Below are 24,989 nucleotides of genomic sequence, written 5' to 3' on the forward strand. Positions count from 1 at the left end.
AAGGCGATTACTCAATAGTAATCGTCTTTTGTTGTATTATTCACTGGAGGGAAAGACTTGGAAAAAGAATTTGATGATTTATTAGAAAAACGATTTAACATTAAGTTCAAGGATGAATCATTATTAGATGAAGCCTTTACTCAAGCTTCATACGTTAATGAACATCCAGGTAAGAATTTAAAATTTTATGAACGAATTGAATTTTTGGGTGATGCTGTATACGAACTAGTAGTATCAGAATACATTTACAAACGTTATCCAAATTTACCACAAGGCCGCTTAACTAGATTAAGAGCCGCAATGGTAAATGAACACAGCTTTAGTAGTTTTGCTAGAGAATGTGAATTTGATAAATACATTCGTTTAGGTAAGGGTGAAGAAAAAGCTCAAGCTAGAACTAGAGATTCACTATTATGTGATATTTTTGAATCATTCATTGGTGCGGTATACCTTGACCAAGGAATGGAACCTGTAGTTAAGTTTTGTCATCAAGTAATTTTCCCTAAATTAGACGAGGGATGGTTCGACGAATTCTTTGATCACAAAACTGAATTACAAGAATTAGCACAATCAAATGGACCAGTCGATATTGAATATCACTTATTAGACGAAAATGGTCCGGAAAACGACCGTCGCTTTAAGGTATCCGTTACCATCGATGGTGTTGAAAAAGGTGTTGGCCTAGGTCACTCCAAGAAGAATGCAGAACAAGGTGCTGCTAAGAAGGCAATTAAAAACCTTACAGAATAAAAACAGGATGGGGAAATCGCTTTGAAGTTAAAATCATTAGAGATTGCTGGATTTAAATCCTTTGCAAACAAAACAACCATTAACTTTACAGATGGTTTAACTGCGATTGTTGGTCCTAATGGTAGTGGTAAAAGTAATGTTATCGAAGCTATCAGATGGGTACTTGGGGAACAATCTTCTAAGACTTTACGTGGTTCAAAGATGTCCGACGTTATTTTTTCTGGTTCTAGTACTCATAAACCGGTCAATCGTGCCGAAGTTAAGTTAACCTTGGACAATACCGACCAATACATTAATAGCTCATATTCAGAAATTATCATTACAAGACGTTTGTATCGTAGTGGTGAAAGCCAATACTTAATTAATAATTCTGAATGTCGATTAAAAGATATCAATAACTTATTTATGGACACAGGGATGGGAATTGGTTCATTTTCAATCATTTCTCAAGGTAGTGTTGAAGATATCTTTAACAGTAAACCTGAAGATCGTCGTTCTATTATTGAAACAGCAGCCGGTGTTTTTAAGTATAAACAACAAAAACATGATGCCAACTTAAAGCTTCAACAAACTCATGAAAATCTTGATCGTGTTGAAGACATTATTTTCGAACTTAAAGATCGAAATGACCAATTAAAAGAGCAAAGTGAAACAGCAATTAAGTATTTAGATTTAAAAAAAGAATTGAAAAAATACGATGTTTCAAGAATTGTGCTTGAATTAAATCAAGTTGGGGCTGACTGGAATAATACCAAGGCGATTATTGCTGAAGAAAAGCAAAACGCCGAAGATATTAACAAACACTTAAATGAGCTTACCGGTCAAAAGAAGTCATTGAATGAACAACTTGAGGTGCTTCTAACCAAGAAGGAAGAACAACAAGATAATCTTTTGAACTACTCTAAGAAGATTGAACAGTTATCTGGTCAACAAAATCTTTCTAAGCAAGAAATTGAATTTAAAAAGACTAGCTTGAAGGAACATAAGTCCAACCTAGAAAAGTTAAATTCACAAGTTACTGATTTACAAGCAAAAGAAAAAGAAATCAACTCTGAAATCGACAAGTTAAATCAAGAAATTGATAAGCATAAACAATATCTTGAAGAAATCGATGAAGATAAGATTGACAAAATGATTGCTGATAAAAAAGCAGAGTATGAAGATGTTCGTGGTGAATATTTAGCAATTATGCAAAAGATTGCTAATGTTAACAATGAATCTACTTATCTAGAAAAGACCCAAAAACAAGCTGATGTTCAAAATGATTCCAATCGTCAAAAGATCTCTGGAGTAAACGATGAAATCAATCAATTAGAACAATCAGTTGAAGAGTTAAATCAAGCTTATAACAAGAAGAACGAAGAAGTTCAAAAGGTGCAAAGCGATTTTAACGACTATCAAGCTCAGGTGAACGGTCTAAAGAAACAAGTAGATGATCAACAAGCCATTTGGTACAAGCAATTAGAAGATACGCAAAACCTAAAAATTAAATACAATAGTTTGAATAATTTGCAAAACGATCACAGTAATTTTTATCGTGGTGCCCAAAGTGTCTTAAACAATAAAGACCATCTTAATGGTGTATTGGGTTCAGTATCCGACTTTATCAAAGTTCCTGCTGAATATACCACAGCAATTGAAACTGCCTTAGGTAATCAATTACAACAAATTGTGGTCACTAACAATGCTTCAGCTAGACAAGCGGTTAAGTTTTTAAATGATAATCGTTTGGGAAGAGCTACTTTCTTGCCCGTTAATGAGATTTCACAACGCAGCGTTAACAATAACGTTTTAAGTACCTGCCAAAATAGCGATGGATTCGTTGGTGTAGCCAATGAATTGGTCCAAATTAATGACAAGCTTAAATCTGTTACTAGTCATTTGCTAGGTAATGTTTTAATTGTTAAAGATTTACATACTGCTACTGATATTAGTAACAAGATTAGACATTCTAACCGAATTGTGACCCTAAGGGGTGAAATCGTTAATGCTGGTGGTTCAATCACCGGTGGTTCTAACAAACGTCAATATGATGGTGTCTTGACCCAAAAGAATAAGTTAGAAGATTTAGAAAAGCAATTTAAGGAAAGCCAAGAGGTTGCTAAGCAAACTGAGGCTAAGCTGGTTGAATTACAAGATCAACTAAAAGTGTTAAATGCGAAGTCAGACTCTTTCTATGACAACAAGCGTCAATACGATGGTCAATTAGACTCAATCAATAACAAATTGACATTTGCCAAGGAATCCCTAGTTAGAAAACAACGTGAACTAAAGGCAATCAGAATGTCTAATGGTGGATTGTTTGATGATGATATTGATGAAAAACAACGTCAAAACAAGAAACTAAAAGAACAATTGAATATTGATTTGGTCAATAATCAAACTAAATCAAAAGATATTCAAGAAAAGATTGAAACTTTGGAATCAATGAAGGATAATAACTCTTCAAAGGTACAATCAACTCGTGAAAAGTTGATTGTCTTGAAGGAAAAACTATCCAATTTCCGTGACCAAAAAGCAAATCTAATTGAAGATTTTGACCGATTAGATGCTGACATTGATGACGAAAAAGAAAACATTGATGGGTTAAACGAAGCAATTAGTAATAATATGCTTTCAGTAAACCAAGATGACGAAATTAAGTTAGTTAACCAACAAATTCAATCAATCCAAAGTAATCTACAAGAATGCAAAGAATCCATTGATAAACACCAAGCTGAAATCAAGAAAGTCGAAGACCAAATTGATAAGCAAACAATGGATTCTGTTAACCAACAAAATTATCTAAATAAACAAATTAATAAGTTTGATCAATTGGAAAAGCAACTTGCTAGTCTAAAACAACAACTAATTGGTAAGTATGAGGTTAACCTAAATGAAATTGATGATATCGTTGTCGACGATACTATCGATAACATTAAGGCTCATATCGACGATTTACGTCGTTCCATCGACCATCTAGGGGTTGTCAATGTATCCGCAATTGATGAGTACAAGGAAGTATCAAAACGATACGAATTCCTAGTACAACAATCAGATGATTTGAAGAATTCTAGCCAACAACTAACTGATACCATGAACAAGATTGATGTTACCGTTGAAAAGAAATTCAAGGATACTTTCGATGCAATCGCTACCCAATTCTCAAAAGTTTATAACGAAATTTTTGGTGGTGGAAAAGCGAAGTTATTACTTACGGATCCAAATGATTTGTTAACTACTGGAATTGAAATTATGGCACAGCCACCTGGTAAGAAGTACCGTCATATGTCTCTATTATCAGGAGGAGAAAAAGCATTAACAGCCATTGCATTACTTTTCGCCGTGTTAAAAGTTAAGCCGGTACCTTTTAGTATCTTGGATGAAGCTGAATCCGCATTGGATGCAGAAAATGTCGATAGATACGCTCGATACATGACTAAACTAGATGATGGAACTCAATTCATCGTTATCACGCATAGAAAAGAAACAATGGTTTATGCCGATACATTGTATGGAGTTACCATGCAAAATTCCGGAGTTTCTAAAGTGGTTACAGCTAACCTAAATAAATTTAATGCCGCGGAGGAATAAGCTATGGGATTATTTGATATTTTTAAAAAGCGTAATAACGAAGAAGAAAACAACAATAGTAAAGTTGAAGAAGTAAAAAACGATGAAACTGATGCTGCTGTTGATGATGAACAAAAAACAGATGATAAAGTCGACCAAGCTAGTGAACAAAAAACTGTAACTAGTGAAGAAGAACAACAATCATCTGACCAAGAAGAATCTTCAAAAGAATCAGACGTTGATGACAACGCTGACGAAGAAAAATTTGAAGAACAAACTGATGAGAAACAACCTGCTTTTGAAAAGCCTGTTGAAGATGATCAAACTAAGTTTACTGAAGGACTAGAAAAATCCAGAAGTACATTTGGTGAACGTCTAAACCGTTTGTTTGCTAACTTTAGAAGTGTTGACGAAGACTTCTTCGAAGATTTAGAAGATACTTTAATTGAATCAGACGTTGGTTTTGATATGGCCGTTAACTTAACAGACCAATTAAGAGATGAAGTTAAGTTACAAAATGCCAAAAGCAAAGACGACGTGCAAAACGTTATCATTCAAAAGATGATTGATATCTACGATCAAAATGGTAATGATGAAAACACAGAAATTCATTTTGCTGACCAAGGTCCAACTGTTATTTTATTCGTTGGGGTTAATGGTGTTGGTAAGACAACTACCATCGGTAAGATGGCTAATATGTATAAACAACAAGGCAAGAAGGTATTATTAGCTGCGGCTGATACCTTTAGAGCTGGTGCTATTCAACAATTAGATGAATGGGCAAAACGTGATGGCGTTGATATTGTCAAGAAGCCGGAACAAAGTGACCCATCCGCAGTTGTTTATGAAGCAGTTCATAAGGCCAAGGATGAAAACTATGATATTTTATTCGTAGATACTGCTGGTAGACTTCAAAACAAGGTTAACTTGATGAACGAACTTGCTAAGATGAAGAAGGTCTTAACTAGAGAAATCCCAGACGCTCCTCATGAAGTTTTATTAGTTCTAGATTCAACCACAGGTCAAAATGCCTTAAACCAAGCTAAGCTATTCAAGGAAACAACCAATGTCTCTGGTATCGTACTAACTAAGCTAGACGGTACCGCCAAGGGTGGAATTGTTTTAGCAATTAGAAACGAACTTCACGTTCCAGTTAAGTACGTTGGTTTAGGTGAAAAGGTAGAAGATTTAAGAGAATTTAACGCAAATGATTTTGTATATGGATTATTTAAGGGTCTAATTAAATAGTCTGAACTGAAAGGACTTGATTTAATTGGAAATGGAAAAAAATTATCGAATTAACTCTTTATTCGAATTTTATCGTCCATTATTAACAAATAAGCAAGATAGTTATATTCAACTTTATTATGCTGACGATTACTCATTGGGAGAAATTTCTGAAGAGTTTAATGTCAGTAGACAGGCTGTGTATGATAACATAAGAAGAACAGAAGTGATTCTGGAAAAATATGAAGAACAACTTCATTTGTATGCAGATTTTGTGAAACGAAATGATCAAACTGATGCAATTAGAAATTACGTTAAGGATAACTATCCAAATGACGATAAACTAAATCAATTAGTTGATGATTTAGAAATAACTGAAGAAAAATGAAAGTGGTGAAATAAATGGCATTTGAAGGATTAACAGAACGTCTTCAAAAAGCAATGCGTAATTTACGTGGTAAAGGTAAAGTTTCTGAAGCTGACTTAAGAGAAACAATGCGTGAAATTAGACTTGCTTTACTTGAAGCCGATGTTAACTTCACAGTTGTAAGAAATTTTGTTAAGAGTGTCCAAGAACGTTCTCGTGGAGCGGAAGTATTGGAAGGATTGAATCCAGCTCAACAAATCGTAAAGATTGTTAATGAAGAATTAACAAAGACAATGGGTGAAGAAGCAGTCCCATTGAACAAGTCTGAAAAGATTCCAACTGTTATCATGATGGCTGGTTTACAAGGGGCAGGTAAAACTACCACTGTTGGTAAATTAGCTTTAAAACTTAAAAAAGAAGAAAATGCTCGTCCATTACTAATCGCAGCCGACGTTTACCGTCCAGCTGCCATTGACCAATTGGAAACAGTCGGTAAGCAAATTGATGTTCCAGTTTTCCAACAAGGAACTGACGTCGATCCAGTTGAAATTGTTAGAAATGGGATGGCTAAGGCCAAAGAAGACCATAATGACTATGTATTAATTGATACTGCTGGTCGACTACAAATCGATGAAGCCTTAATGGACGAATTAAAGAACATTAAGGAATTGACTCATCCAGACGAAATTCTATTGGTTGTTGATGCCATGACCGGTCAAAATGCCGTTAATACCGCAGAAGGTTTTAACGATGCACTAGATATTACCGGTGTTGTTCTAACCAAGTTAGATGGTGACACTCGTGGTGGGGCTGCCCTTTCAATTCGTGAAGTAACCCAAAAACCAATTAAGTTTGTGGGACAAGGTGAAAAGATGGAAGCACTTGATGTCTTCCATCCAGACCGAATGGCTTCTCGTATCCTTGGAATGGGTGATATCTTATCATTAATCGAAAAGACTCAAAACGATTATGATGAAAAGCAAGCAAAAGAATTAGCCGAAAAGATGCAAAATAACACTTTTGGATTTGAAGACTTCTTAGACCAACTAGAACAAATTCAAAAGATGGGTCCTTTGGATGAAATCATGAAGATGATTCCAGGGATGGCTAATAATCCTGCCTTGAAGAACGTGAACATGGATCCTAAGGATTTAGAACACATCAAGGCAATTATCTATTCAATGACCTATGAAGAACGTAATAACCCTGATTTATTAAATCCATCAAGAAGACGTCGTATCTCACGTGGATGTGGACGTCCAATTCAAGAAGTTAACCGTATGATTAAGCAATTTAATCAAATGAAGGACATGATGAATAAGATGTCTAACGGTAACATGTCTGGTATGGAACAAATGATGGGTAACATGGGCATGGATGGAATGCCTTCAATGCCAGGAATGGGTGGCGGCCTAGGTGGCAAGATCTCACAAATGGCAATGAAACGTATGAGCAGAAAAATTAGCAAGAAAATGAATAAAAACAAGCGCAAACGTAACAAGAAGCGTAAATAATGGAAAAGGCATAATTACCCTGGGTAGTTGTGTCTTTTTTAGGAGGGATTTTTATGGCATTAGGTTTTATTAAAACAATGCAAGCAGTAAATTTGATTGAAAAAAGTGGTGCTGTGGCAAATATTGTTGGTCTTGCCGGAATTGGTAAGTCGGCATTAGTAAATCAATTAGCTGAACAAAATCATGCCAGATTATTTACTACGGTCGTGAGTTTATCCGAGAAAGGTGACTTGGCGATTCCGGTGCCACCATTAACAGACAAATCATTTATTGAGACTGATAATTATGGGACATTAGCGGATGTTAAATTCGGATACTCCCACACCATTATTGAAATTATCAAATATGCCGAGGCCAATCCTGATACACCAATTTATTGGTTCCTAGATGAATTCAATCGTGGAACCTCTGATGTCCAAAGTGAGTTAATGAATCTGGTTTTACAACGCCGCATTAATTCGGTGGTGTTACCAAAACAAGTCCACATCATCATTGCTGAAAACCCAGATGACATGAATGCTAATTATGATGTTTATGCTAGTGATGATGCCATTACTGATAGAACTGTGCGAGTTAACATGCAAACAGATGTTAATGACTGGTTAAAGTGGGCAAAAGATAACAAAGTTAATCAACAAGTCATTAATTTTATTAGCGACAATCCAGAGTTTTTAGACCATGGGAATGATGAGATTAAACCAACGCCTAGATCTTGGCACCGTGTGTCCAATATCGTTAATCAATACAATGACGATTATGATGAAGACATTTTAATCGAGGTCGTCTCAGGAAATGTCGGTCCATCCATCGCAGAATCCTTTGTTAAATTTATGCATCAATCTATCGATGACAAGATTGAATTAAATGGTGACTTACAGGATATTGTTGATAAACTAGCATCTAAAGATGAGATTACTAAGCAATCATTAGTCAGTGAATATGTAAAATCAGTATCAACATTAAGCGATGATGTTTGTCACCGTTTAACAAATTTTATCGATTTATTAAGTTCAGATGGTCAATACGCAATTGCTCGAACATTGATTAACGACAGTGGTTTAATCGATGATATCTACAACATGGCCGAAACCAGTTTAGCTGCTAAACAGTTATATGATAAGTTAACCGAAATTAGTTTTAATGCATACAGGTGATTAATATGACACTCAATAGTGATATTTACAACCTAATTAATATCGATTCACAGCAAAATAGTCCAACTGAGGTAGATGGAATCATTTCTAAAGGGATTTTATCCTTAATTCGTAATAAGAGCTTCTATGGCGAAATTTTGCTTCATTTAAACAGGAATGCAGATGATACGATTGATTCATTTCTAGCATTGAAGTGGTCAAATAACCGATTGGAATTGGCATATAATCCTACTCATTTAAAAGATGACTTGGCAGATGCTAATGATTTGATTGCTATCTTGGAGCATCTAGCGATGCATATCATTTGGTTGCATCCCCTCAGATACTTCAATCACAACCAATTGAACGACGTGGCCTCCGATGTAGCGGTTAACCAATACGTCTCAGATGTTTATTCCAAGGGATGGACTTTAGATAAGCTTAACTACCAATACAATCTTGATATGAAACCTAATCTGGATTCTAGTCAGTATGCTAAGCAGCTTTATGATTTGTTTAGTCAGGATAAACAAGATGGGGTTGGTAAATTGGATAACGCCAACCTACGAATTGTTGATAATCATCGATACTTTAATGAGGATGGCAATATCAGTAATCAAGGCTATGACCAAAGAAAGAAATCAATTGATAGTCTGTTAAGGGATGTTTATAGCCAATATCGTGGTGATCTTTCAATGGCAGTTGACAAACAGATTAAGTCCGTTGTGATGCCTAGAATTAATTTGCAGCAAATCGTTAGAAGAATTACTGGAAATAAAAGTAATCGACCAAAGAAAAACTATACTCGATTTAATCGCAGGCAGCCATATCGTATGGATCTTCCAGGGAGAATTAGAGGTCAGAGTGAAAATGTGAACGTCTTTATCGATAGTTCGGGTTCAATCAGTGATGATCAATATGCCAACATGGTTAGTGTTGTTAAGGCAATTCAATCGATCCCAAATATTGAGGTTAATTGCTATACGTTTGATGCTGAAGTTCATGCGATTAGCGATAGACTCATTTCTAATCAGCGTTTATTGCAAGGTGGTACCAAGTATCAAAGTATCGTTGACTATGTGCATGAACATAAATTAGCTAGTCAGGGATGCATCGTTTTCACCGATGGTAAGGGTGAAGAATATTTGAACCAACCAAACTTCAATATCACATGGGTATTATTGGGATACGAGAACGAGTTATCAGTACGTAATCAAAAGGCCAACGTCTTATATTTAGACCAAATTAGGATGTGATAAAATGTTAAAATCGGATATATTAAAAATGGCGATTAATAATAACGTAAATATTAAAAGAGCAAAGGCATTACTATCTAATTCTTGGGATGAGATTTATGAAGACTCACCATTTGTGGCAAAGATGTCAGTTAATGATGTTAATTTGGCTAAAGAGTTAGATAGAAATCAGGTATTTAAGAATGTTAAAATCGATTTCGATGATTATAAAAACGTCCATAATTTTGTTATTAATAACGAAAAATACATGGATGAACTGGCAAAAAGTGCTCTTTTAGCTGATTTTCAATAAAAAAATCATGGTGTAAAGAAAAAAACCTTTACAAGCATCTAAATAACTGTTATATTTAATATCGTTAAAAGAAATACAGGAGGTGTTTATTAATGTCTGTTAAAATTCGTTTGAAGAGAATGGGTTCAAAGAAGCGTCCTTTCTACCGTGTTGTAGTTGCTGATTCACGTAGCCCTCGTGATGGTCGTTTCATCCAAACTGTTGGTACTTACAACCCATTAACTCAACCAAGTACTGTTAAACTTGAAGAAGAAGATATCTTCGAATGGTTAAACAAGGGTGCACAACCTTCAGATACTGTACGTAACTTACTATCTGATGCTGGTATCATGAAGAAATATCATGAAGCTAAATACTCTAAGAAATAAGTGATATCGAGTTATGACTAATTTTGATGAGCTGATTAAAAAAATCGTAAAACCACTGGTGGAATACCCAGAGGATGTTGCTATCGATCATAGTGAATCGGATCGTTTCTATGAATATCATCTTGTTACTAATCCTGCCGATGTCGGTAGAATTATTGGTAAAAAGGGCCATGTAGCGCAAACAATTCGTACGATTGTTTACAGTGCTCGTGTTTCTGGTGATAAGCGCGTAAGACTGATTATTGATGATAGTAAGAATAAAAACTCTTAAATGAAACCTTGGTGTTTTGTTTAAGAGTTTTTTAACATAAAAGGGGAAATGAATAATGAACTTTTATAATATTGGAAAGATTGTAAATACTCAGGGACTTCGTGGTGAAGTTCGTGTAATGTCTATTACCGATTTCCCTGAAAAACGTTTTAAAGTTGGTAATGAAGTTTATGCGTTTTTAAATGATACTAAGAGTGAAAAGCTAGTGATCGATGGTGTTAGAACTCATAAGAACTTCATCTTACTACACTTTAAAGACAAGCCAACTATCAATGACGTTGAATACTTAAAACCTTCAGAATTAAAGATTGCTGAAGATCAACTTGATAGTGATGACTTACAACCTGGCGAATACTACTATCACCAAATCATTGGTTTAGATGTTTTAGATACTGACGGACAAAAGATTGGTTCCGTTAAGGAAATTCTTTCACCAGGTGCCAATGATGTTTGGGTTGTCTCACGTGATAACAAGTCCGATTTATTATTACCTAAGATTGATTCAGTCATCTTAGATGTTAATTTAGACGATGAAGTAATTACTGTGGATGTTCCTAGGGGGCTCGACGATGAAGATTGATATCTTAAGCTTATTTCCAGATATGTTTGATGGCCCTTTGGGTGATTCAATCCTTGGAAAAGCAAAGGATAAAGGATTACTAGATATTAATATTACTAACTTTAGAGACTATTCGACCAATAAGCATGGTAACGTTGATGACTACCCATTTGGTGGTGGTGCAGGAATGCTACTACAAGCTCAACCAATTTTTGATGCGCTTTCTCATACCCAAGAAGAGGCTGCTAAGGAAGGCATTTCTAAGGGACGTGTAATTCTGTTGGATCCAGCAGGAAAGAAGTTTGATCAAAAAGAGGCCGAAAAGTTATCTAAGGAAGACCATTTAACTTTCATTTGTGGTCACTATGAAGGATATGACGAAAGAATTAAGACATTGGTTACCGATGAATACTCATTAGGTGACTTTGTCTTAACCGGTGGAGAATTACCAGCAATGGTAATGATTGATGCAACTGCTCGATTATTATCTGACGTTTTGGGTAACGATGAATCTGCACCTGGTGATTCATTCTCAAGTGGATTACTAGAATATCCTCAATACACTAGACCAGCAGATTTTAGGGGCATGACAGTACCCGATGTGTTGACTAGTGGTAATCACCAAAAGATTGAAGAATGGCGCGAAAAAGAGGCGCTAAGAAAGACTTACCTTAGACGCCCAGATCTAATTGATTATAGTCAATTAACTGATTTACAAAAGAAACTATTAGCGGAAGTAAAAATAGAAGAAGAATAAAATAATCTTTACAAGTAATTGTGGTTATGTTAGTATTCTAATTGACTATTTTTATAGTTAAATAAAAACGGTATTCCGCTGTTGCAACAAGTAAAGACAAGAATGCTAGTTGGAGGATGTTATATTATGCGTCAAAACGAATTAATCTCAAAGATTAACGCGGAACAACTAAAGAGTGATGTTCCAGAATTTAGAGCCGGAGATACTGTAAAGGTATCTGTAAAGGTTGTTGAAGGTAGCAACGAACGTATCCAAGTATTCGAAGGTGTTGTTATCAAACGCCACGGTACAGGTATCCAAGCTACTTACACTGTTCGTAAGATTACTTCAGGTGTAGGTGTTGAACGTATCTTCCCACTACACTCACCACGTGTTGCTAAGTTAGAAGTAACTCGTCGTGGTGCCGTACGTCGTGCTAAGCTATACTACTTACGCGAACGTCATGGTAAGGCTGCTCGTATTAAAGAAGCACGTCGTCGTTAAGATAAAATTTATATCTAAAATGAAGAGTAACGCTTATGCGTTGCTCTTTTTTTGTACAAAAAAAGGATGGCAATTAAGCCATCCTTTTATTTTATAGGTTTTCGTCAGTATTATAGTTTAACTTCGAAAAGTCGGTTGATTTGGAGATCATTTCGTATGATAGATGTCTGTAACTGTCCATTGCATATTCAGCACATTCATTACTGATCTTTGTGACAAAATCAGAAACTTCTTGTGGTGCTAAATCATTGGCCTTGATATCAGCTTCGTTAATCTTTTGTTGGAAGTAGATATTAAGTTTTTCTTGGACATCACCGACAACGTCAACAAATGTATTGTAGTGTGGATCTAATAACACTCCGGCCAGTTTGAAAATCCAATAAGCTGACTTTGGTTCATAGGTTAACTTACCAATCTTGTATTCAAGTGGGGTATCCTTGATGCCGGCAAAGAATGGAACAAAGACGCTTTGTGCAGCAACACCCATTGATAACCAGTGAATACCACCAACTTCGATTGGTAGGTTAGGACGAATTTGTAAGACATGAGATTCTTGTGCCTTTGCCAAACTGATTGGACGGTATCTGGTCTTGTCCTCGTGACTACCTTTACCAACTGGGTCAAATTGAGTGCCTTGGTAGTGTGATGATAGGAAGTCCTTAGCATCTTGAACTGAGATTAAGCGACTTGGCTTTCTGACAAATGGTAGGTCATATGATTCCGGATCTTGTTTAATTTCTGGGTTAAACATGCGTTGACCGTACCAAACACGTGGGTTGTTGTAGTATAGGTCAGACTCATTTCTAGTTCCAAAGATTTCTCTAAAGTTAAAACTACCATTATTAGAGTTATTTAAGTGGTTCTTTCTCACGAAATCAATGATATCTTCTGACCACATAAAGTTATCAGGGTCATCGAAATCGATGTTTTGAATGGCTAAGCGATTTGATACGACTGCGTAGCAATCATCAGGGATTCTCATCGCAACCCATTGATGACCGGAACCAATTTCAAAATACCAAACTTCATCTTGGTCTGAGAATAAGATTCCGTTACTTTCGCTGGAACCATATTTTGAGACGATTTCACCTAGGCGTTTAACACCCTCACGTGCTGTTTTAACGTATGGTAGAACAACAGTGACAACAGAAGCTTCGCTAATACCGTCTTCAACTAGTGGATCAAATCCTAATACATAACTATTTGAGTAGGCACTTTCGGTAGCACTCATAGCGACACCGTATTCATTAATACCTTCTTCTTCAAATAATCCCTCTTTATTAGTCCATTCTGGAGTAGCGGTGTATTTACCCCTAACAGTAGGTAATTCCATTGTAAAGGCGTTTTCTTGAGCTTTAAACACTGGTTTTTCCTTATACTCCTTATGAGGATGAACAACAAAATGTTTTGGCCAGGTTGCTTTGCAATCTTCGTTACGACCAATCATGGTAGAACCATCAACAGATGCTTTCTTACCGATTAAGATACTAGTACATGCATCGTATTCTGGAAACTTTGGCATGTTAAACACTCCCTCGTTAGTTTCATTTCTATAATTGTACATTAAACTTTTAAAAAATTGAAATATATAAGTATCTAAAGTATAATCAGAATAAAATTATAGATTAGGAGAATGATTATGCCATTAGTACATATTGATTTAATCGAAGGAAGAAACGAAGAACAATTAAAGGGACTAGTTGCTGATGTTACCAGCGCAATCGTGAAGAACACTGGTGCACCAGCTGAACACGTTCACATCGTTTTAAACGAAATGAAGAAGAGTAACTACAGTGTTGCAGGTAAACTAAAGAGCGACGAAAAATAATAACTGAGGAAATAACATGCAAAACGAACAGTATATAATGTCAATTGATGAGGGAACTACCAGTGTTCGCGCCATGATTTTTAACCATAGTGGCGAAGTGGTAAGTAAGTCACAAAAGGAAATTACGCAGTTTTTCCCTCAATCAGGATGGGTTGAACATGATGCAAATGAAATATGGGACGCTGTGCAGACCGTTATCTCAGAAGCATTAATTCACTCCAAGATACCGCCTTATAAGGTTCGTGGAATTGGGATTACCAACCAAAGAGAAACCACAGTCATGTGGGATAGAATTACGGGTGAACCAGTTCATAATGCAATTGTATGGCAATCAAAACAAACCAGTGATATTGCGAATGATTTAAAAGCTGCTGGTTATACCGAGATGATCCATGAAAAGACCGGATTAGTTATCGACTCATACTTCTCAGCCACTAAGATTAAGTGGTTGTTAGATAACGTCGATGGGATTAGAGAAAAGGCTGAAAATGGTGACGTCTTATTTGGAACCATTGATACCTGGATTCTATGGAAACTAACCGGTGGTCATGTTCATGCGACTGATTATTCCAATGCAAGTAGAACAATGCTGTATAACATTCACACGCTAAGTTGGGATGATGAAATCCTAGCGGAGTTGGATATTCCAAAACAAATATTGCCAAGTGTTAGATCATCATCTAAGATTTATGGTTACACTGCCGGTTATGCTTTTTATGGTGTGCAAATTCCTGTTTCAGGAATTGCCGGTGACCAACAAGCTGCGTTATTTGGTCAATTAGGACTAGAAGCCGGAAGTATTAAGAATACATACGGAACTGGTTCATTCATTGTGATGAATACGGGTAATAAACCAGTATTGTCTGATCGTGGGTTACTAACAACCATTGCATATGGAATTGACGGCAAGGTTAACTATGCCCTTGAAGGAAGTGTCTTTGTCGCAGGTTCCGCCATTCAATGGTTAAGAGATGGCCTTAGAATGATTAATGATGCTAAGGAAACCCAGGAATTAGCATTTAATTCTGCCAATGATCACGATGTTTACGTTGTTCCAGCATTTACTGGTCTAGGTGCCCCATATTGGGACCAAGACAGTCGAGGAGCAATCTTCGGGTTAACTAGAGCTACTTCCAAGGAAGACTTTGTTAAGGCTACTTTAGACTCACTAGCATATCAAACCAAGGATGTTGTTAATACCATGGTTGATGATACTCAATTGGATTTGAAACATTTAAAGGTTGATGGTGGGGCTGCGCAAAATGATTATTTGATGCAATTCCAATCAGACATCTTAAATACACCAATTGAAAGATCATCCATATCTGAAACAACTGCATTAGGTGCTGCTTACTTAGCGGGATTAGCAGTTGGATTTTGGAAAGATATCGATGAGATTAAGCAAATAAAACCCAAACAAGACGAGTTTTATCCAAAGATGGATGAAGACAAACGTAATCACTACTATGAAGGTTGGCAATTAGCGGTTAAGAGTACGCAAATGTTTCATCCAAATAAATAAGCAAAAGAAAAAAGACTTGAGTTAATCTCAAGTCTTTTTATAGTTCAAAGTATTCGTCTAGGTAACGAGCTAAACCGTCATTATCGTTATCGTATTTAGTAACGTCATCGGCTAGTTGTGTAATCTTAGGTTGACCATTCTTCATAGCAACACCTAAGCCAGCGTACTTCAACATGGTTTCATCGTTAAATTCATCACCAAAAGCAATGATGTTAGATTGGTCAATATTGTAGTAGTCAGATAGTACTTCTAGACCAGTTTCCTTACTAACGTTCTTAGATGCTAATTCAACGATTGAATCAGGACCTCCCCATGGTGAGATTTGTAGGGTATCACCATAGTTGCGATCTACATAGTTAATGAATTTATCCATCTTATTGTGTTGAATTTGTAGGGTTAGACAAATTGGGTTTTCGTTTAAGTTCTCTTTAGTAATGAATTCAGAAGGTTCAAGACTAGTTGGGAAGAAACCAACTTCATCGTTTGCTTCACGGTTAGCCAAGAATAGTTCTTTACCTTCAACGGCCATTAGGTTAATGCCTAAGTCTTTATCTTGTTTTAAGACATCAAAGACGATATCTCGATTGATATTGTATTCGTAGGCCTTATTCCAATTAGTTAGTGGATTGTATCCCAGACTACCGTTAAAACTAATTAATGGATTGTCTAAACCAATTTGGTTATAGATGTCTGTAATCAAACGTGGTGGACGACCTGATACAATATTGACAACATGACCTAAATCAATTACTTTATTTAAAGTATTAATAGTTTTTTGTGAAACCTTTGACTCACTATTCAGTGTAGTTCCATCAAGGTCAATTGCGATAAGTTTCTTATCCATGTAGTTGTTTCACCTCTTTTAAAAAAATATAATAGTAATATGTTAACTAATTAAAAAATGTAAGTCAATGCAAAAGGAGTAATCTCGTGCAATTACCAAACGATTTTAAAACTAAATATCAAAAACTAATGGGGAATGATGCAGAATCATTCTTTGCCAGTCTAGATAAAGAGACCAATCCTGGATTTAGAATTAATCCATTAAAGGAACATATGCCTTCAGAACCCAATAATGAATCAATCGAATACTGCCAATACGGATACTATGGTGATGTAAACGGTAAGAGTGTTGAACATCAAAGTGGTGCGATTTACTCACAAGAACCTAGTGCGATGTATGTAGGTGAAGTAGCAGATATTAAACCAGGAGATTACGTTTTGGACTTATGTGCTGCTCCCGGTGGGAAGACAACCCATGTTGCTAGTTACATGGATAACCAAGGGCTACTAGTAACCAATGAAATCGATCATAAGCGTGCAAAAGTCCTTGTAGAAAACGTCGAAAGATTTGGGATTAGAAACGCACTAATTTTAAATGAAAATCCAAATAACCTAGCCAAGCACTTCCCACGTTTCTTCGACAAGATTCTAATCGATGCTCCATGTTCTGGTGAAGGGATGTTTAGAAAGAATAACGATGCTATCCAATACTGGAACGCAGACTATCCAAGTCAATGTGCTACTCGTCAAAAGGAGATCATCGAACAAGCAGTTAAGATGTTAAAACCAGGTGGAAAGATTATCTACTCAACATGTACGTTTGCTCCAGAAGAGGATGAACAAATTGTTGAATGGATGAAAGACACTTATGACTTCTCCATCGAGCCAATTAAGAAATACGAAGGGATGTTAAGTGGTAAACCACAATGGGCAGACGGTAATGAAGAATTAGCTAATACCGTTAGATTATTCCCTAATCATTTCAAAGGAGAAGGCCACTTTGTTTCAAAATTATCTAGTAATGATGAAGGCAATGCTAAGAAGATTAAACATCGTCTACAAAGTAACCTATCGATTGATGATAAGAAACTATGGAATGAATTCAAGGAGGCTAATCTAAATAACTTTGATCCAAAACATTTAATTTTATTTGGGGATCAATTATACACCTTTGATAATACTCTTCCTGACTTGAAGGGATTAAAGGTAATGCGTCCAGGACTACATCTAGGAACAATTAAGAAGAAACGTTTTGAACCAAGTTATGCATTAGCATTGGCTTTGCATAGTGATGAGGTTGTTAATCGTTTAGAAATATCTGAGGATGATTGGAAACAATACGTCCATGGGGATGTTATCAACTGTGATAAGGATGTTAAGAAGGGATGGTACCAACTAATCTGTAAGAATCAACCCGTTGGTTTTGGTAAGGTTGTAAATGGTACGATTAAAAACTTCTTCCCTAAGGGACTAAGATTTAACGTAGATTAATAAATCAAAAGAGCTGCACTAAATTGCAGCTCTTTTTTATACGTTTGTATATAAAATAATTTATTGAATGATAAGATAATTAAATAAAAATGTGTTATGATTAATACTGGTATAATATTTTTTATTACATATTTCTGGAGGTATTTTATATGAGTGCTAAATTTTGCCCAAAATGTGGTAACGAATTAAAGGAAGGAGCAAAGTTCTGCCCTAAGTGTGGAGCTCAAATCGTACAAAACCTACAACCAAATGGTGCTAACACCAACGGTGCACAAAATCAAAACGTTGTTCCTAACCAAAGCGCAGAACAAGCTAAGAACTATGCTAAGGATTTCTTTAAGTGGTTCTGGAGTAGCGTTAAACATCCTTCACTAAGTGGAAAGGCTTCAAACAAATACTTTGGTCTAACTTCATTTGTTGCCAGCGCAGTATTTGCTATTTTATCTATTATGTTGATCACTTCAAAGATTAACGGCGCAATTGACCTAGCTTCAAGCGGTCTTGGTGGCGATACAGCTTCATCACTCGCTGTTGTATTCCAAAACTTAGTAAGTGATGGTGCAGGTAAAGTTGAATTATTCTCAGTATTAATGATCGTTGTTTTCGTTGCATTAGCATATGGTTTTAGAGCTTTTGCAGTTGCTGGTACTGGTGAAAAGACTGATTTCTTCGAATTCATTAACAAATTAGCTGCATACACTAACATTTCAGTTATGCTATCAGCTATCATGTTCTTATTCCTACTAATTGGTGGTCTTATCGCATTACCATTAAACATGTTTATCTTCCTATTTGTTGTAATTAACGACCTAATTGGTTTTACTTACGCAATTATCGATGGTCAAAACTCAAACAAATTTGATAAGTTGTATGTTCTATTATTAGCTCACTTATCATTAGTTATTGTATTCTTTATTGTTTTCATTAAGTCACTAACAGCTTAATTTAAATTAGGGGGTTAAATTATGGGGGAATCAAGATTCTGTCAAAATTGTGGTGCTAAAGTTGATGCTGACGAACAATTCTGTCACAACTGTGGTGCACAATTAGACAACGAAGTAACTGATCAAACAAATCAATCTAGTCAAGCAAGTGTTGATAATACAGTTAATGATTACCAACAACCTCAAAGTAATAACAATAATGCTGCCCAACAACCACAATTTAATAACGGTAATAACGTTTCTCAACAACCAGCAAACAATGGGAACGTTAGGGCATCAAGGAACGGTTTTAAGAAGAGTAAAAAACATCAAACTAGAAACCTAATTATTGGAATCGTGGTTTCAGTTGTTGTTGTATTCGGTTTTATCGGATACCTTTTCGGAAACCACTACTACTCAAAGAGTGCAGTCTTAGATCGTGCGATGACTTCATTAACTAGTGACAAGAATACCGATTCATACTTTGAATCAACTGATAGTCGCGTTACTTTAAATGACAGCACAATGGCACCATTATCTAAACACATGAACAAGAATAATGACGAATTACAATCATTGAAGGGCCAACTAAGTGATTCAGGTACTTCAAAGGATGGTAATTTTGAATATGTTCAAGACGGACGCAAATGGTTATTATTCCCTAACTACCAAGTTAAGGTAAAAGCAGTTGTTCCAACAATTACAACTAGTGAAAAGTCTGCAGATGTTACCTTGAACAATAATAAGATTGGTCAAACATCTGACTCAGATTCAGAATTTAGTTTAGGTCGCATCCTACCAGGTGACTATGACATTACTGTTTCAAAGACATTATCAGGTAAAAAAGTTACTAATGCACAAACTACTTACCTTGATAACAATGACAACATCTACATGCCATTAAAGACTATTAAGTTCACTGTTAAGGCTGGTCCCAATGCTGATATTTACATCAATGATAAGAAAGTTGGTACAAGTAACGGCGATGGTGACTACAAGGTTTCAGACATGCCATTCTCATCTGCAATTTACATCTATGGTGTAATGCATTCAGATGGTAAGTCAGTTACCTCAGACAAGTATCATTTGAGTGAAAGTGACTATGGACAAGAAGTAAGTCTAAACTATCCAGGGGCAGTTGATAAAGACGATGCCTCGAATCTAATCAGTAATTTCTCAAATGACCTTAGTTCTGCTGTTAATGACAACAACGATTTTGATCCAAGTGATTACTTCGTTGATGGTTCAAATAACAGTGATGCACAAGGTTTCATTACTTGGGCAAAACAACAAGCTGATCAAGTTAACGATAACAAATATGATAGCGTAAGCATTGATTCATCAGTGGATTCTGTTGTTCCTGCAGGGGACCACTCAGTTGTTTCTGGTACTTTGAAGTATACCTTCGATGTTCCTGACGACGACGGTGACGAGCACGATCACATTCAAATCTTCAAGTTTACTTCTAACATGAAGAAGGTAGATGGTTCACTTAAGCTACAAACACTTAAGGCGCCAGATAAACTTAAAGATTATGATAAAAGCGATGACGATGATGACTAAATCATAAAAAAATAAGGCTTCTACTTAAATGTAGAGGTCTTTTTTTATTTGTAAAATTAGTTAAATTAATCTATTTTGGTTATAAGTATAAATTTACTTTAACTTATAAAAATAAAAGAAAAAAGCAAGCAAAAATCGCTTGCTTAAATTAGTAGGGAAGTCCTCGTTGGGAAACGTAAGATAGAAGATCCGAACTCAATATTAATTTTTTACTTTGTAAATCAGATAAGTTTTTGGCACCAAGTATAGTCATTATTGATTTCATTCCATAAATAAAGTCATTAATGAATTCAATGGTTTCTTCTTCACCGTCTTTGATTAGTGAATATAGAATAGGGGCTGCAATTCCAACGGAATTAGCACCAAGTGCGATTGCCTTAATAGCATCAAGTGGTGTTCTGATACCGCCGGAAGCAATGATATTAACCTTGTTTTTAAATAGTTGAGCTTCTAGAAGGGATTCAACGGTTGTTTGTCCCCAATCTTCTAGGTAGTCCATTTCTTGTTTCTTTCTACGGTAGTTTTCAATCATACTGAAACTAGTGCCACCTTTACCGCTGATATTAATATTTTTAATACCAGCATCAACTAGTTGTTGAATGGTTTCTTTAGACATACCGAAACCGACTTCTTTTACGATAACGGGGCAAGCTAGTTCTTCTTGAATGGATTTAATATTTTCAATCCAGTTAAATTCACGATCACCTTCAGGCATAATCATTTCTTGCGGAGTATTAATATGAATTTCAATTGCATCGGAATTCATCATTTTTACCGCTGCCTTAGCTCTTGAAACATCAGCTGAAGCGCCTAAATTGGAAAATACAATTCCATTTGGATTGGTTTCTCTAACAATCTCAAATGAAGAAGCAACTGAATTGTCTTTTAAAGCGACACTTTGAGAACCAGTGGCCATAGCAATCCCAGTAATCTTTGCGATTCTAGCTAGCTTTTGATTTAACTTCTTTGTATATTCGCTTCCACCGGTCATGGCTTCGATATAGATTGGAAAGTCCATTTTGATATTTTCGACAGTTGTTGATGTATCGATATCATCCAAACTGATTTCTGGAATCCCTTGATGGACAAATCTTAGTTGATCAAAACTTGCATGACTGGTTTTATCGTAGAACTTAATAGCTAATGAAACGTGTTCATCTTTTCGATGAGATTGGATACTAACCATTGATTATGCCTCCTGTTCTGAGTAGATATTTAGATGAAGTGGGATAATGCCATTTTCTGTCCATTTTGATTCGATATCTTTAATGGGGGATTGTTTTTCAACAATGGCAATTCCACAATCTCCACCTCCGGCACCAGAGGATTTTCCCGAACCGTTATATTCTTCAGCGATTTCACATAGTCGTTTTAGTTTACTTGTTTCGATGTCGATACCAGTGAAACTGGCCAATTCGACGATGATATTTCTGTTTTCTTTAATTTGATTCTTAATAACAGCGATATCTTTATTTTTAAAGCCATTGATCATCTTATCGATACAGCGCTTGCTCTTAACTAAGAATTGCTTGTATTTATCAACATTTGATGATGATTCAACGCTCTTAAGTAAATTGGAAGTTGAAGCAGGAGTTCCTGTCCAGCCAATAAGTAATTCGAGGTCAGAAGGTGGGGTAAGTGGTTCGATCATTAGATGAGGCCAACTTTGTTCCATCACGTCTTTTAAATTGGTTTGGTTTGCTAACCATTTCTTATCGAATGAACTATAAGCAATCCAACCACCAAAACTACTAGCAGCGACGTCGCCCAATGAACCGTTACCTTGAATGCTTAAATGAGCAATGGCAGCTAGCTTGAATATTTGTAGTTTGCTTAAGTTTAAACCATATAGTTCGTTTAGAGCTTTGATTGTTGCGACAGTGACAGCTGCTGAGGAACCTAATCCATATTTCTTACCGTCTTCACTGTTTAAATTACTATCAATATCAATGTTATATAATTTATGTTTTATATTTAATTCTTCGACATATTTCTCGAATGTTTTCATTGCTGAAATTACGTAGTTGAAAGAACTGTTATCGTTTAGAGGTTTGATTTGATTATTATCGTAAACCCATTCAATTTTGTCGTTTTCATACTGTTTTGAATGAATAACACCAACATTATTTTCGGATTCACTAATATTAGCTGTAATATATTGATCAATTGCAACAATGATAGCTGGATATCCGTTTTCAACCACAGCATATTCACCAGCAATATATAGCTTTCCGGGTGCTTTTACAGAAATCATTTTAAATTAGTCCTTTCAATTTATAGATACTTTATTCCTTCGCCAGGTCCAGATACTTTGAGTTGGTCATTAGAAAATTTATCAGACAACTTATCAGTAATTGCACTGATTTTATCACTTTGACAGATTATTTTGACATTGGGACCTGCATCCATTGTGTAATAGCATTCAACGCCGTTTTCTCTTAGTTCTTTAACCATGTTAATGACTTCAAGACTATCGGCATTTATGTATAAGTATGAAGGATCAGAGCTTAATGTTAGTGAGTGCATTCTCATCGCATTTAGTTCTGCTGTTTTACCTAAAGTGGTAAAGTCATTTTCCTTAATTGCTTCTTCGATTGTTTGAAAATCAGCGGTAGTTTGTTGAATCCAACTTTGATAGTAGGGAGAAGTTTCAATAGAAATCTTCATTCCTTTTCTACTACTAATTTTCTTAGGTTGATTATCAAGAATGATTGCAATCATATTAACGTCCATTTTTACTGGATCTTCAATACTGTAACCATATGAGGATTCATCATCAGTTCCTTTATGCCATGCTGCAAAACCACCAAATATTGAACGGGTTGCCGAACCGGAACCACGTCTTGCTAAACGGGATAAATCTTTTTGACTTAGATTAATTCCGTAAGCCTTACTACCAGCTGCAGCTAAAGCAGCATATGCAGAAGCAGAAGATGCCAGTCCGGCTGAAGTAGGGACATGATTGGTTGATTCAATGCGCGCAAATGTATTGATGTTTGTTTTTTGACGAATGATATCCATAAATTTGGTGATTTTTTCATCATCAACAACGTTCCCGTTTAAGGTAACCTCATCGGAACTAAGAGACTCATCAAATTGAACACTTGTGTCAGTATAAAATTCATCAAGTGTTAGCGATAGGCTACTATTAGCAGGGATAATTAACTCTTCATTTTCTTTTCCCCAATATTTAACTAAGGCAATATTTGTGTGTGCTCTTGCGGTAATTTTTTCACCTAACATTTTGTATAATTCCTCCGAGTTTTAGTTAAAAGGTTGAATCCAGGTATCTAAAGCACCGGCTTTTAATAGCGCATTTTCAATACTTTGGGCTTCATGAATGTTTCTTGCTAAAGCAATGATACATCCCCCAAGTCCGCTACCTGTTAGCTTGGTACCTAATGAGCCATTTCGATTTGCAATTTCAACTAGTTCATCAATCTTATCGTTACTTACTTTTAATTTCTTTAATTCTTTTTGATTTTCAGTCATTAGTTTACCAAGTTCAATTGGATTATCATTTTCGATATCAAACTTAGCACGTGTAACAAGTTCACCAATATGTTTAATTGACTTCATGGTATCTTCTTTATTGTTATTTAGTTGTTGTTTAACGTAGTTAATCGCAATGTCGGTTCTTCCTTTGATACCGGAATCGGCAATTACTAGTACGGCATTTAAGTTGAAATTAATTTCGTTTAAAGTTTCATTTCTGATAAACCATACGGGATTATCTGATCCAGCGGTCGCTGTATCTAAACCAGAAGGGTTACCGTGTGTGATTGTTTCTTCAACATTACTTAAATCAAGCAATAAATCCTTATCAAAACTGACGTTAAAGTAGTGAAATAATGCTTTGACGATGGCAACTGATGTTGCTGCTGAAGAACCCATTCCACGTTCAGATGGAATTGAACTATCAATAATCATTTCAAAAGAGGCTTCCTCTTTGTGCAGTTTAGCAAGGGTGCTATCAATTAAGTTTTTAATTCCTAATAGGTCATTGGGGACGTTATTTAAGTTACCAATGAAGTACTTACTATTAATGTAAATACCATTTTGTTTTTCCATTATTCTAACGTTTAAGTCAATTTTAGGAACGGGTAGTGCAATGGCTGGTTGACCATATACAACACTGTGCTCGCCCATAAGTATTATTTTGGCATGACTATGTCCAATTGCTTGATTTGTCAATGTTATCGCTCACTTTCTCTTAATGTTAATATTATCATAAAATCATCATAATAAAAATAACTTAAATATTTATATTTGTGTCCTGAAATAATAGATAAACACCTAATAAATGTAGTATTATTAAGTTAAGTATTTTTTGAAAGATTGGTGAACGAA

At 35.7% G+C, this 24,989-nt stretch carries 24 protein-coding genes; 18 read left to right on the forward strand and 6 right to left on the reverse strand.

The window, feature by feature from the left end; translation table 11 throughout:
* The first annotated feature begins 57 nt into the window (after nucleotides 1-57).
* The 13 genes from rnc (at nucleotide 58) to rplS (ending at nucleotide 12,529) form a co-directional block, all read left to right on the forward strand.
* The gene (gene rnc / locus ACOMA7_RS01575; protein WP_034531086.1) at nucleotides 58-750 is read left to right on the forward strand and encodes a ribonuclease III; all 693 of its coding nucleotides are present in this window, start codon (nucleotides 58-60) and stop codon (nucleotides 748-750) included.
* A 21-nt stretch (nucleotides 751-771) separates the two neighbouring features.
* Complete coding sequence (gene smc / locus ACOMA7_RS01580; protein WP_421391535.1) at nucleotides 772-4,323, forward strand: chromosome segregation protein SMC; 3,552 nt, start codon at nucleotides 772-774, stop codon at nucleotides 4,321-4,323.
* Between the two features lie 3 nt (nucleotides 4,324-4,326).
* Nucleotides 4,327-5,550, forward strand: coding sequence for a signal recognition particle-docking protein FtsY (ftsY, locus tag ACOMA7_RS01585; protein WP_301945470.1), 1,224 nt, complete (start codon nucleotides 4,327-4,329; stop codon nucleotides 5,548-5,550).
* Nucleotides 5,551-5,575: 25 nt separating this feature from the next.
* Complete coding sequence (locus ACOMA7_RS01590) at nucleotides 5,576-5,917, forward strand: putative DNA-binding protein (RefSeq protein ID WP_034531089.1); 342 nt, start codon at nucleotides 5,576-5,578, stop codon at nucleotides 5,915-5,917.
* Between the two features lie 14 nt (nucleotides 5,918-5,931).
* Nucleotides 5,932-7,410: a signal recognition particle protein gene (ffh, locus tag ACOMA7_RS01595; RefSeq protein WP_421391538.1), complete on the forward strand. Its 1,479-nt coding sequence runs from the start codon at nucleotides 5,932-5,934 to the stop codon at nucleotides 7,408-7,410.
* Nucleotides 7,411-7,463: 53 nt separating this feature from the next.
* Complete coding sequence (locus tag ACOMA7_RS01600) at nucleotides 7,464-8,564, forward strand: ATP-binding protein (RefSeq protein WP_301945468.1); 1,101 nt, start codon at nucleotides 7,464-7,466, stop codon at nucleotides 8,562-8,564.
* 5 nt (nucleotides 8,565-8,569) lie between these two features.
* Entirely contained in the window at nucleotides 8,570-9,799 is a 1,230-nt protein-coding gene (locus tag ACOMA7_RS01605) for a vWA domain-containing protein (RefSeq protein WP_421391541.1), read from the forward strand.
* Between the two features lie 4 nt (nucleotides 9,800-9,803).
* On the forward strand, nucleotides 9,804-10,091 hold the full coding sequence (locus ACOMA7_RS01610; protein ID WP_421391543.1) for a hypothetical protein: 288 nt from the start codon (nucleotides 9,804-9,806) through the stop codon (nucleotides 10,089-10,091).
* Nucleotides 10,092-10,183: 92 nt separating this feature from the next.
* Nucleotides 10,184-10,459 carry a 30S ribosomal protein S16 gene (gene rpsP, locus ACOMA7_RS01615; RefSeq protein ID WP_034531094.1) on the forward strand — a complete coding sequence of 92 codons (276 nt, stop codon included), beginning with the start codon at nucleotides 10,184-10,186 and terminating at the stop codon, nucleotides 10,457-10,459.
* 13 nt (nucleotides 10,460-10,472) lie between these two features.
* The gene (locus ACOMA7_RS01620) at nucleotides 10,473-10,730 is read left to right on the forward strand and encodes a KH domain-containing protein (protein ID WP_034531095.1); all 258 of its coding nucleotides are present in this window, start codon (nucleotides 10,473-10,475) and stop codon (nucleotides 10,728-10,730) included.
* A gap of 55 nt (nucleotides 10,731-10,785) precedes the next feature.
* Complete coding sequence (gene rimM / locus ACOMA7_RS01625) at nucleotides 10,786-11,310, forward strand: ribosome maturation factor RimM (RefSeq protein ID WP_034533544.1); 525 nt, start codon at nucleotides 10,786-10,788, stop codon at nucleotides 11,308-11,310.
* Nucleotides 11,300-12,046: a tRNA (guanosine(37)-N1)-methyltransferase TrmD gene (trmD, locus tag ACOMA7_RS01630; protein WP_054608153.1), complete on the forward strand. Its 747-nt coding sequence runs from the start codon at nucleotides 11,300-11,302 to the stop codon at nucleotides 12,044-12,046. Before rimM ends, trmD begins: the two co-directional genes overlap by 11 nt.
* A 126-nt stretch (nucleotides 12,047-12,172) precedes the next feature.
* On the forward strand, nucleotides 12,173-12,529 hold the full coding sequence (rplS, locus tag ACOMA7_RS01635) for a 50S ribosomal protein L19 (RefSeq protein ID WP_034531098.1): 357 nt from the start codon (nucleotides 12,173-12,175) through the stop codon (nucleotides 12,527-12,529).
* Nucleotides 12,530-12,620: 91 nt separating this feature from the next.
* Here rplS and ACOMA7_RS01640 read toward each other — a convergent pair whose 3' ends face one another.
* The gene (locus ACOMA7_RS01640) at nucleotides 12,621-14,051 is read right to left on the reverse strand and encodes a C69 family dipeptidase (RefSeq protein ID WP_414826905.1); all 1,431 of its coding nucleotides are present in this window, start codon (nucleotides 14,049-14,051) and stop codon (nucleotides 12,621-12,623) included.
* Nucleotides 14,052-14,168: 117 nt separating this feature from the next.
* Between ACOMA7_RS01640 and ACOMA7_RS01645 the strand changes: the two genes are divergently transcribed.
* The gene (locus ACOMA7_RS01645) at nucleotides 14,169-14,357 is read left to right on the forward strand and encodes a 2-hydroxymuconate tautomerase (RefSeq protein WP_034531102.1); all 189 of its coding nucleotides are present in this window, start codon (nucleotides 14,169-14,171) and stop codon (nucleotides 14,355-14,357) included.
* A 16-nt stretch (nucleotides 14,358-14,373) separates the two neighbouring features.
* Nucleotides 14,374-15,879 carry a glycerol kinase GlpK gene (gene glpK / locus ACOMA7_RS01650; RefSeq protein WP_421391548.1) on the forward strand — a complete coding sequence of 502 codons (1,506 nt, stop codon included), beginning with the start codon at nucleotides 14,374-14,376 and terminating at the stop codon, nucleotides 15,877-15,879.
* A gap of 37 nt (nucleotides 15,880-15,916) precedes the next feature.
* Here the strand turns inward: glpK and ACOMA7_RS01655 are convergent, their stop codons facing one another.
* Nucleotides 15,917-16,723, reverse strand: coding sequence for a Cof-type HAD-IIB family hydrolase (locus ACOMA7_RS01655; RefSeq protein WP_421391550.1), 807 nt, complete (start codon nucleotides 16,721-16,723; stop codon nucleotides 15,917-15,919).
* 86 nt (nucleotides 16,724-16,809) lie between these two features.
* Between ACOMA7_RS01655 and ACOMA7_RS01660 the strand changes: the two genes are divergently transcribed.
* The 3 genes from ACOMA7_RS01660 (at nucleotide 16,810) to ACOMA7_RS01670 (ending at nucleotide 20,639) form a co-directional block, all read left to right on the forward strand.
* Nucleotides 16,810-18,153, forward strand: coding sequence for an RsmF rRNA methyltransferase first C-terminal domain-containing protein (locus ACOMA7_RS01660; protein WP_421391552.1), 1,344 nt, complete (start codon nucleotides 16,810-16,812; stop codon nucleotides 18,151-18,153).
* 149 nt (nucleotides 18,154-18,302) lie between these two features.
* Nucleotides 18,303-19,097: a zinc ribbon domain-containing protein gene (locus ACOMA7_RS01665; protein WP_248597263.1), complete on the forward strand. Its 795-nt coding sequence runs from the start codon at nucleotides 18,303-18,305 to the stop codon at nucleotides 19,095-19,097.
* Between the two features lie 21 nt (nucleotides 19,098-19,118).
* The gene (locus ACOMA7_RS01670) at nucleotides 19,119-20,639 is read left to right on the forward strand and encodes a TcaA 3rd/4th domain-containing protein (RefSeq protein WP_414826903.1); all 1,521 of its coding nucleotides are present in this window, start codon (nucleotides 19,119-19,121) and stop codon (nucleotides 20,637-20,639) included.
* 148 nt (nucleotides 20,640-20,787) lie between these two features.
* Here ACOMA7_RS01670 and fni read toward each other — a convergent pair whose 3' ends face one another.
* Genes fni through mvk form a run of 4 tightly spaced genes read right to left on the reverse strand, consistent with a single transcriptional unit; the run spans nucleotide 20,788 to nucleotide 24,833 of the window.
* A complete protein-coding gene (fni, locus tag ACOMA7_RS01675) occupies nucleotides 20,788-21,825 on the reverse strand; it encodes a type 2 isopentenyl-diphosphate Delta-isomerase (protein ID WP_421391555.1) in 1,038 nt (345 codons plus the stop codon).
* Nucleotides 21,826-21,828: 3 nt separating this feature from the next.
* Nucleotides 21,829-22,893 carry a phosphomevalonate kinase gene (locus tag ACOMA7_RS01680; RefSeq protein ID WP_421391557.1) on the reverse strand — a complete coding sequence of 355 codons (1,065 nt, stop codon included), beginning with the start codon at nucleotides 22,891-22,893 and terminating at the stop codon, nucleotides 21,829-21,831.
* A 20-nt stretch (nucleotides 22,894-22,913) separates the two neighbouring features.
* Nucleotides 22,914-23,882 carry a diphosphomevalonate decarboxylase gene (gene mvaD / locus ACOMA7_RS01685; protein ID WP_421391559.1) on the reverse strand — a complete coding sequence of 323 codons (969 nt, stop codon included), beginning with the start codon at nucleotides 23,880-23,882 and terminating at the stop codon, nucleotides 22,914-22,916.
* A gap of 21 nt (nucleotides 23,883-23,903) precedes the next feature.
* Nucleotides 23,904-24,833 (reverse strand): mevalonate kinase, encoded by a 930-nt coding sequence (gene mvk / locus ACOMA7_RS01690; protein WP_237756978.1) that lies wholly within the window; start codon nucleotides 24,831-24,833, stop codon nucleotides 23,904-23,906.
* Between the last annotated feature and the right edge of the window lie 156 nt (nucleotides 24,834-24,989).

The sequence above is a fragment of the Apilactobacillus intestinapis genome (genome assembly GCF_049166695.1).
GTDB classification, from domain to species: Bacteria; Bacillota; Bacilli; order Lactobacillales; family Lactobacillaceae; genus Apilactobacillus; species Apilactobacillus kunkeei_C.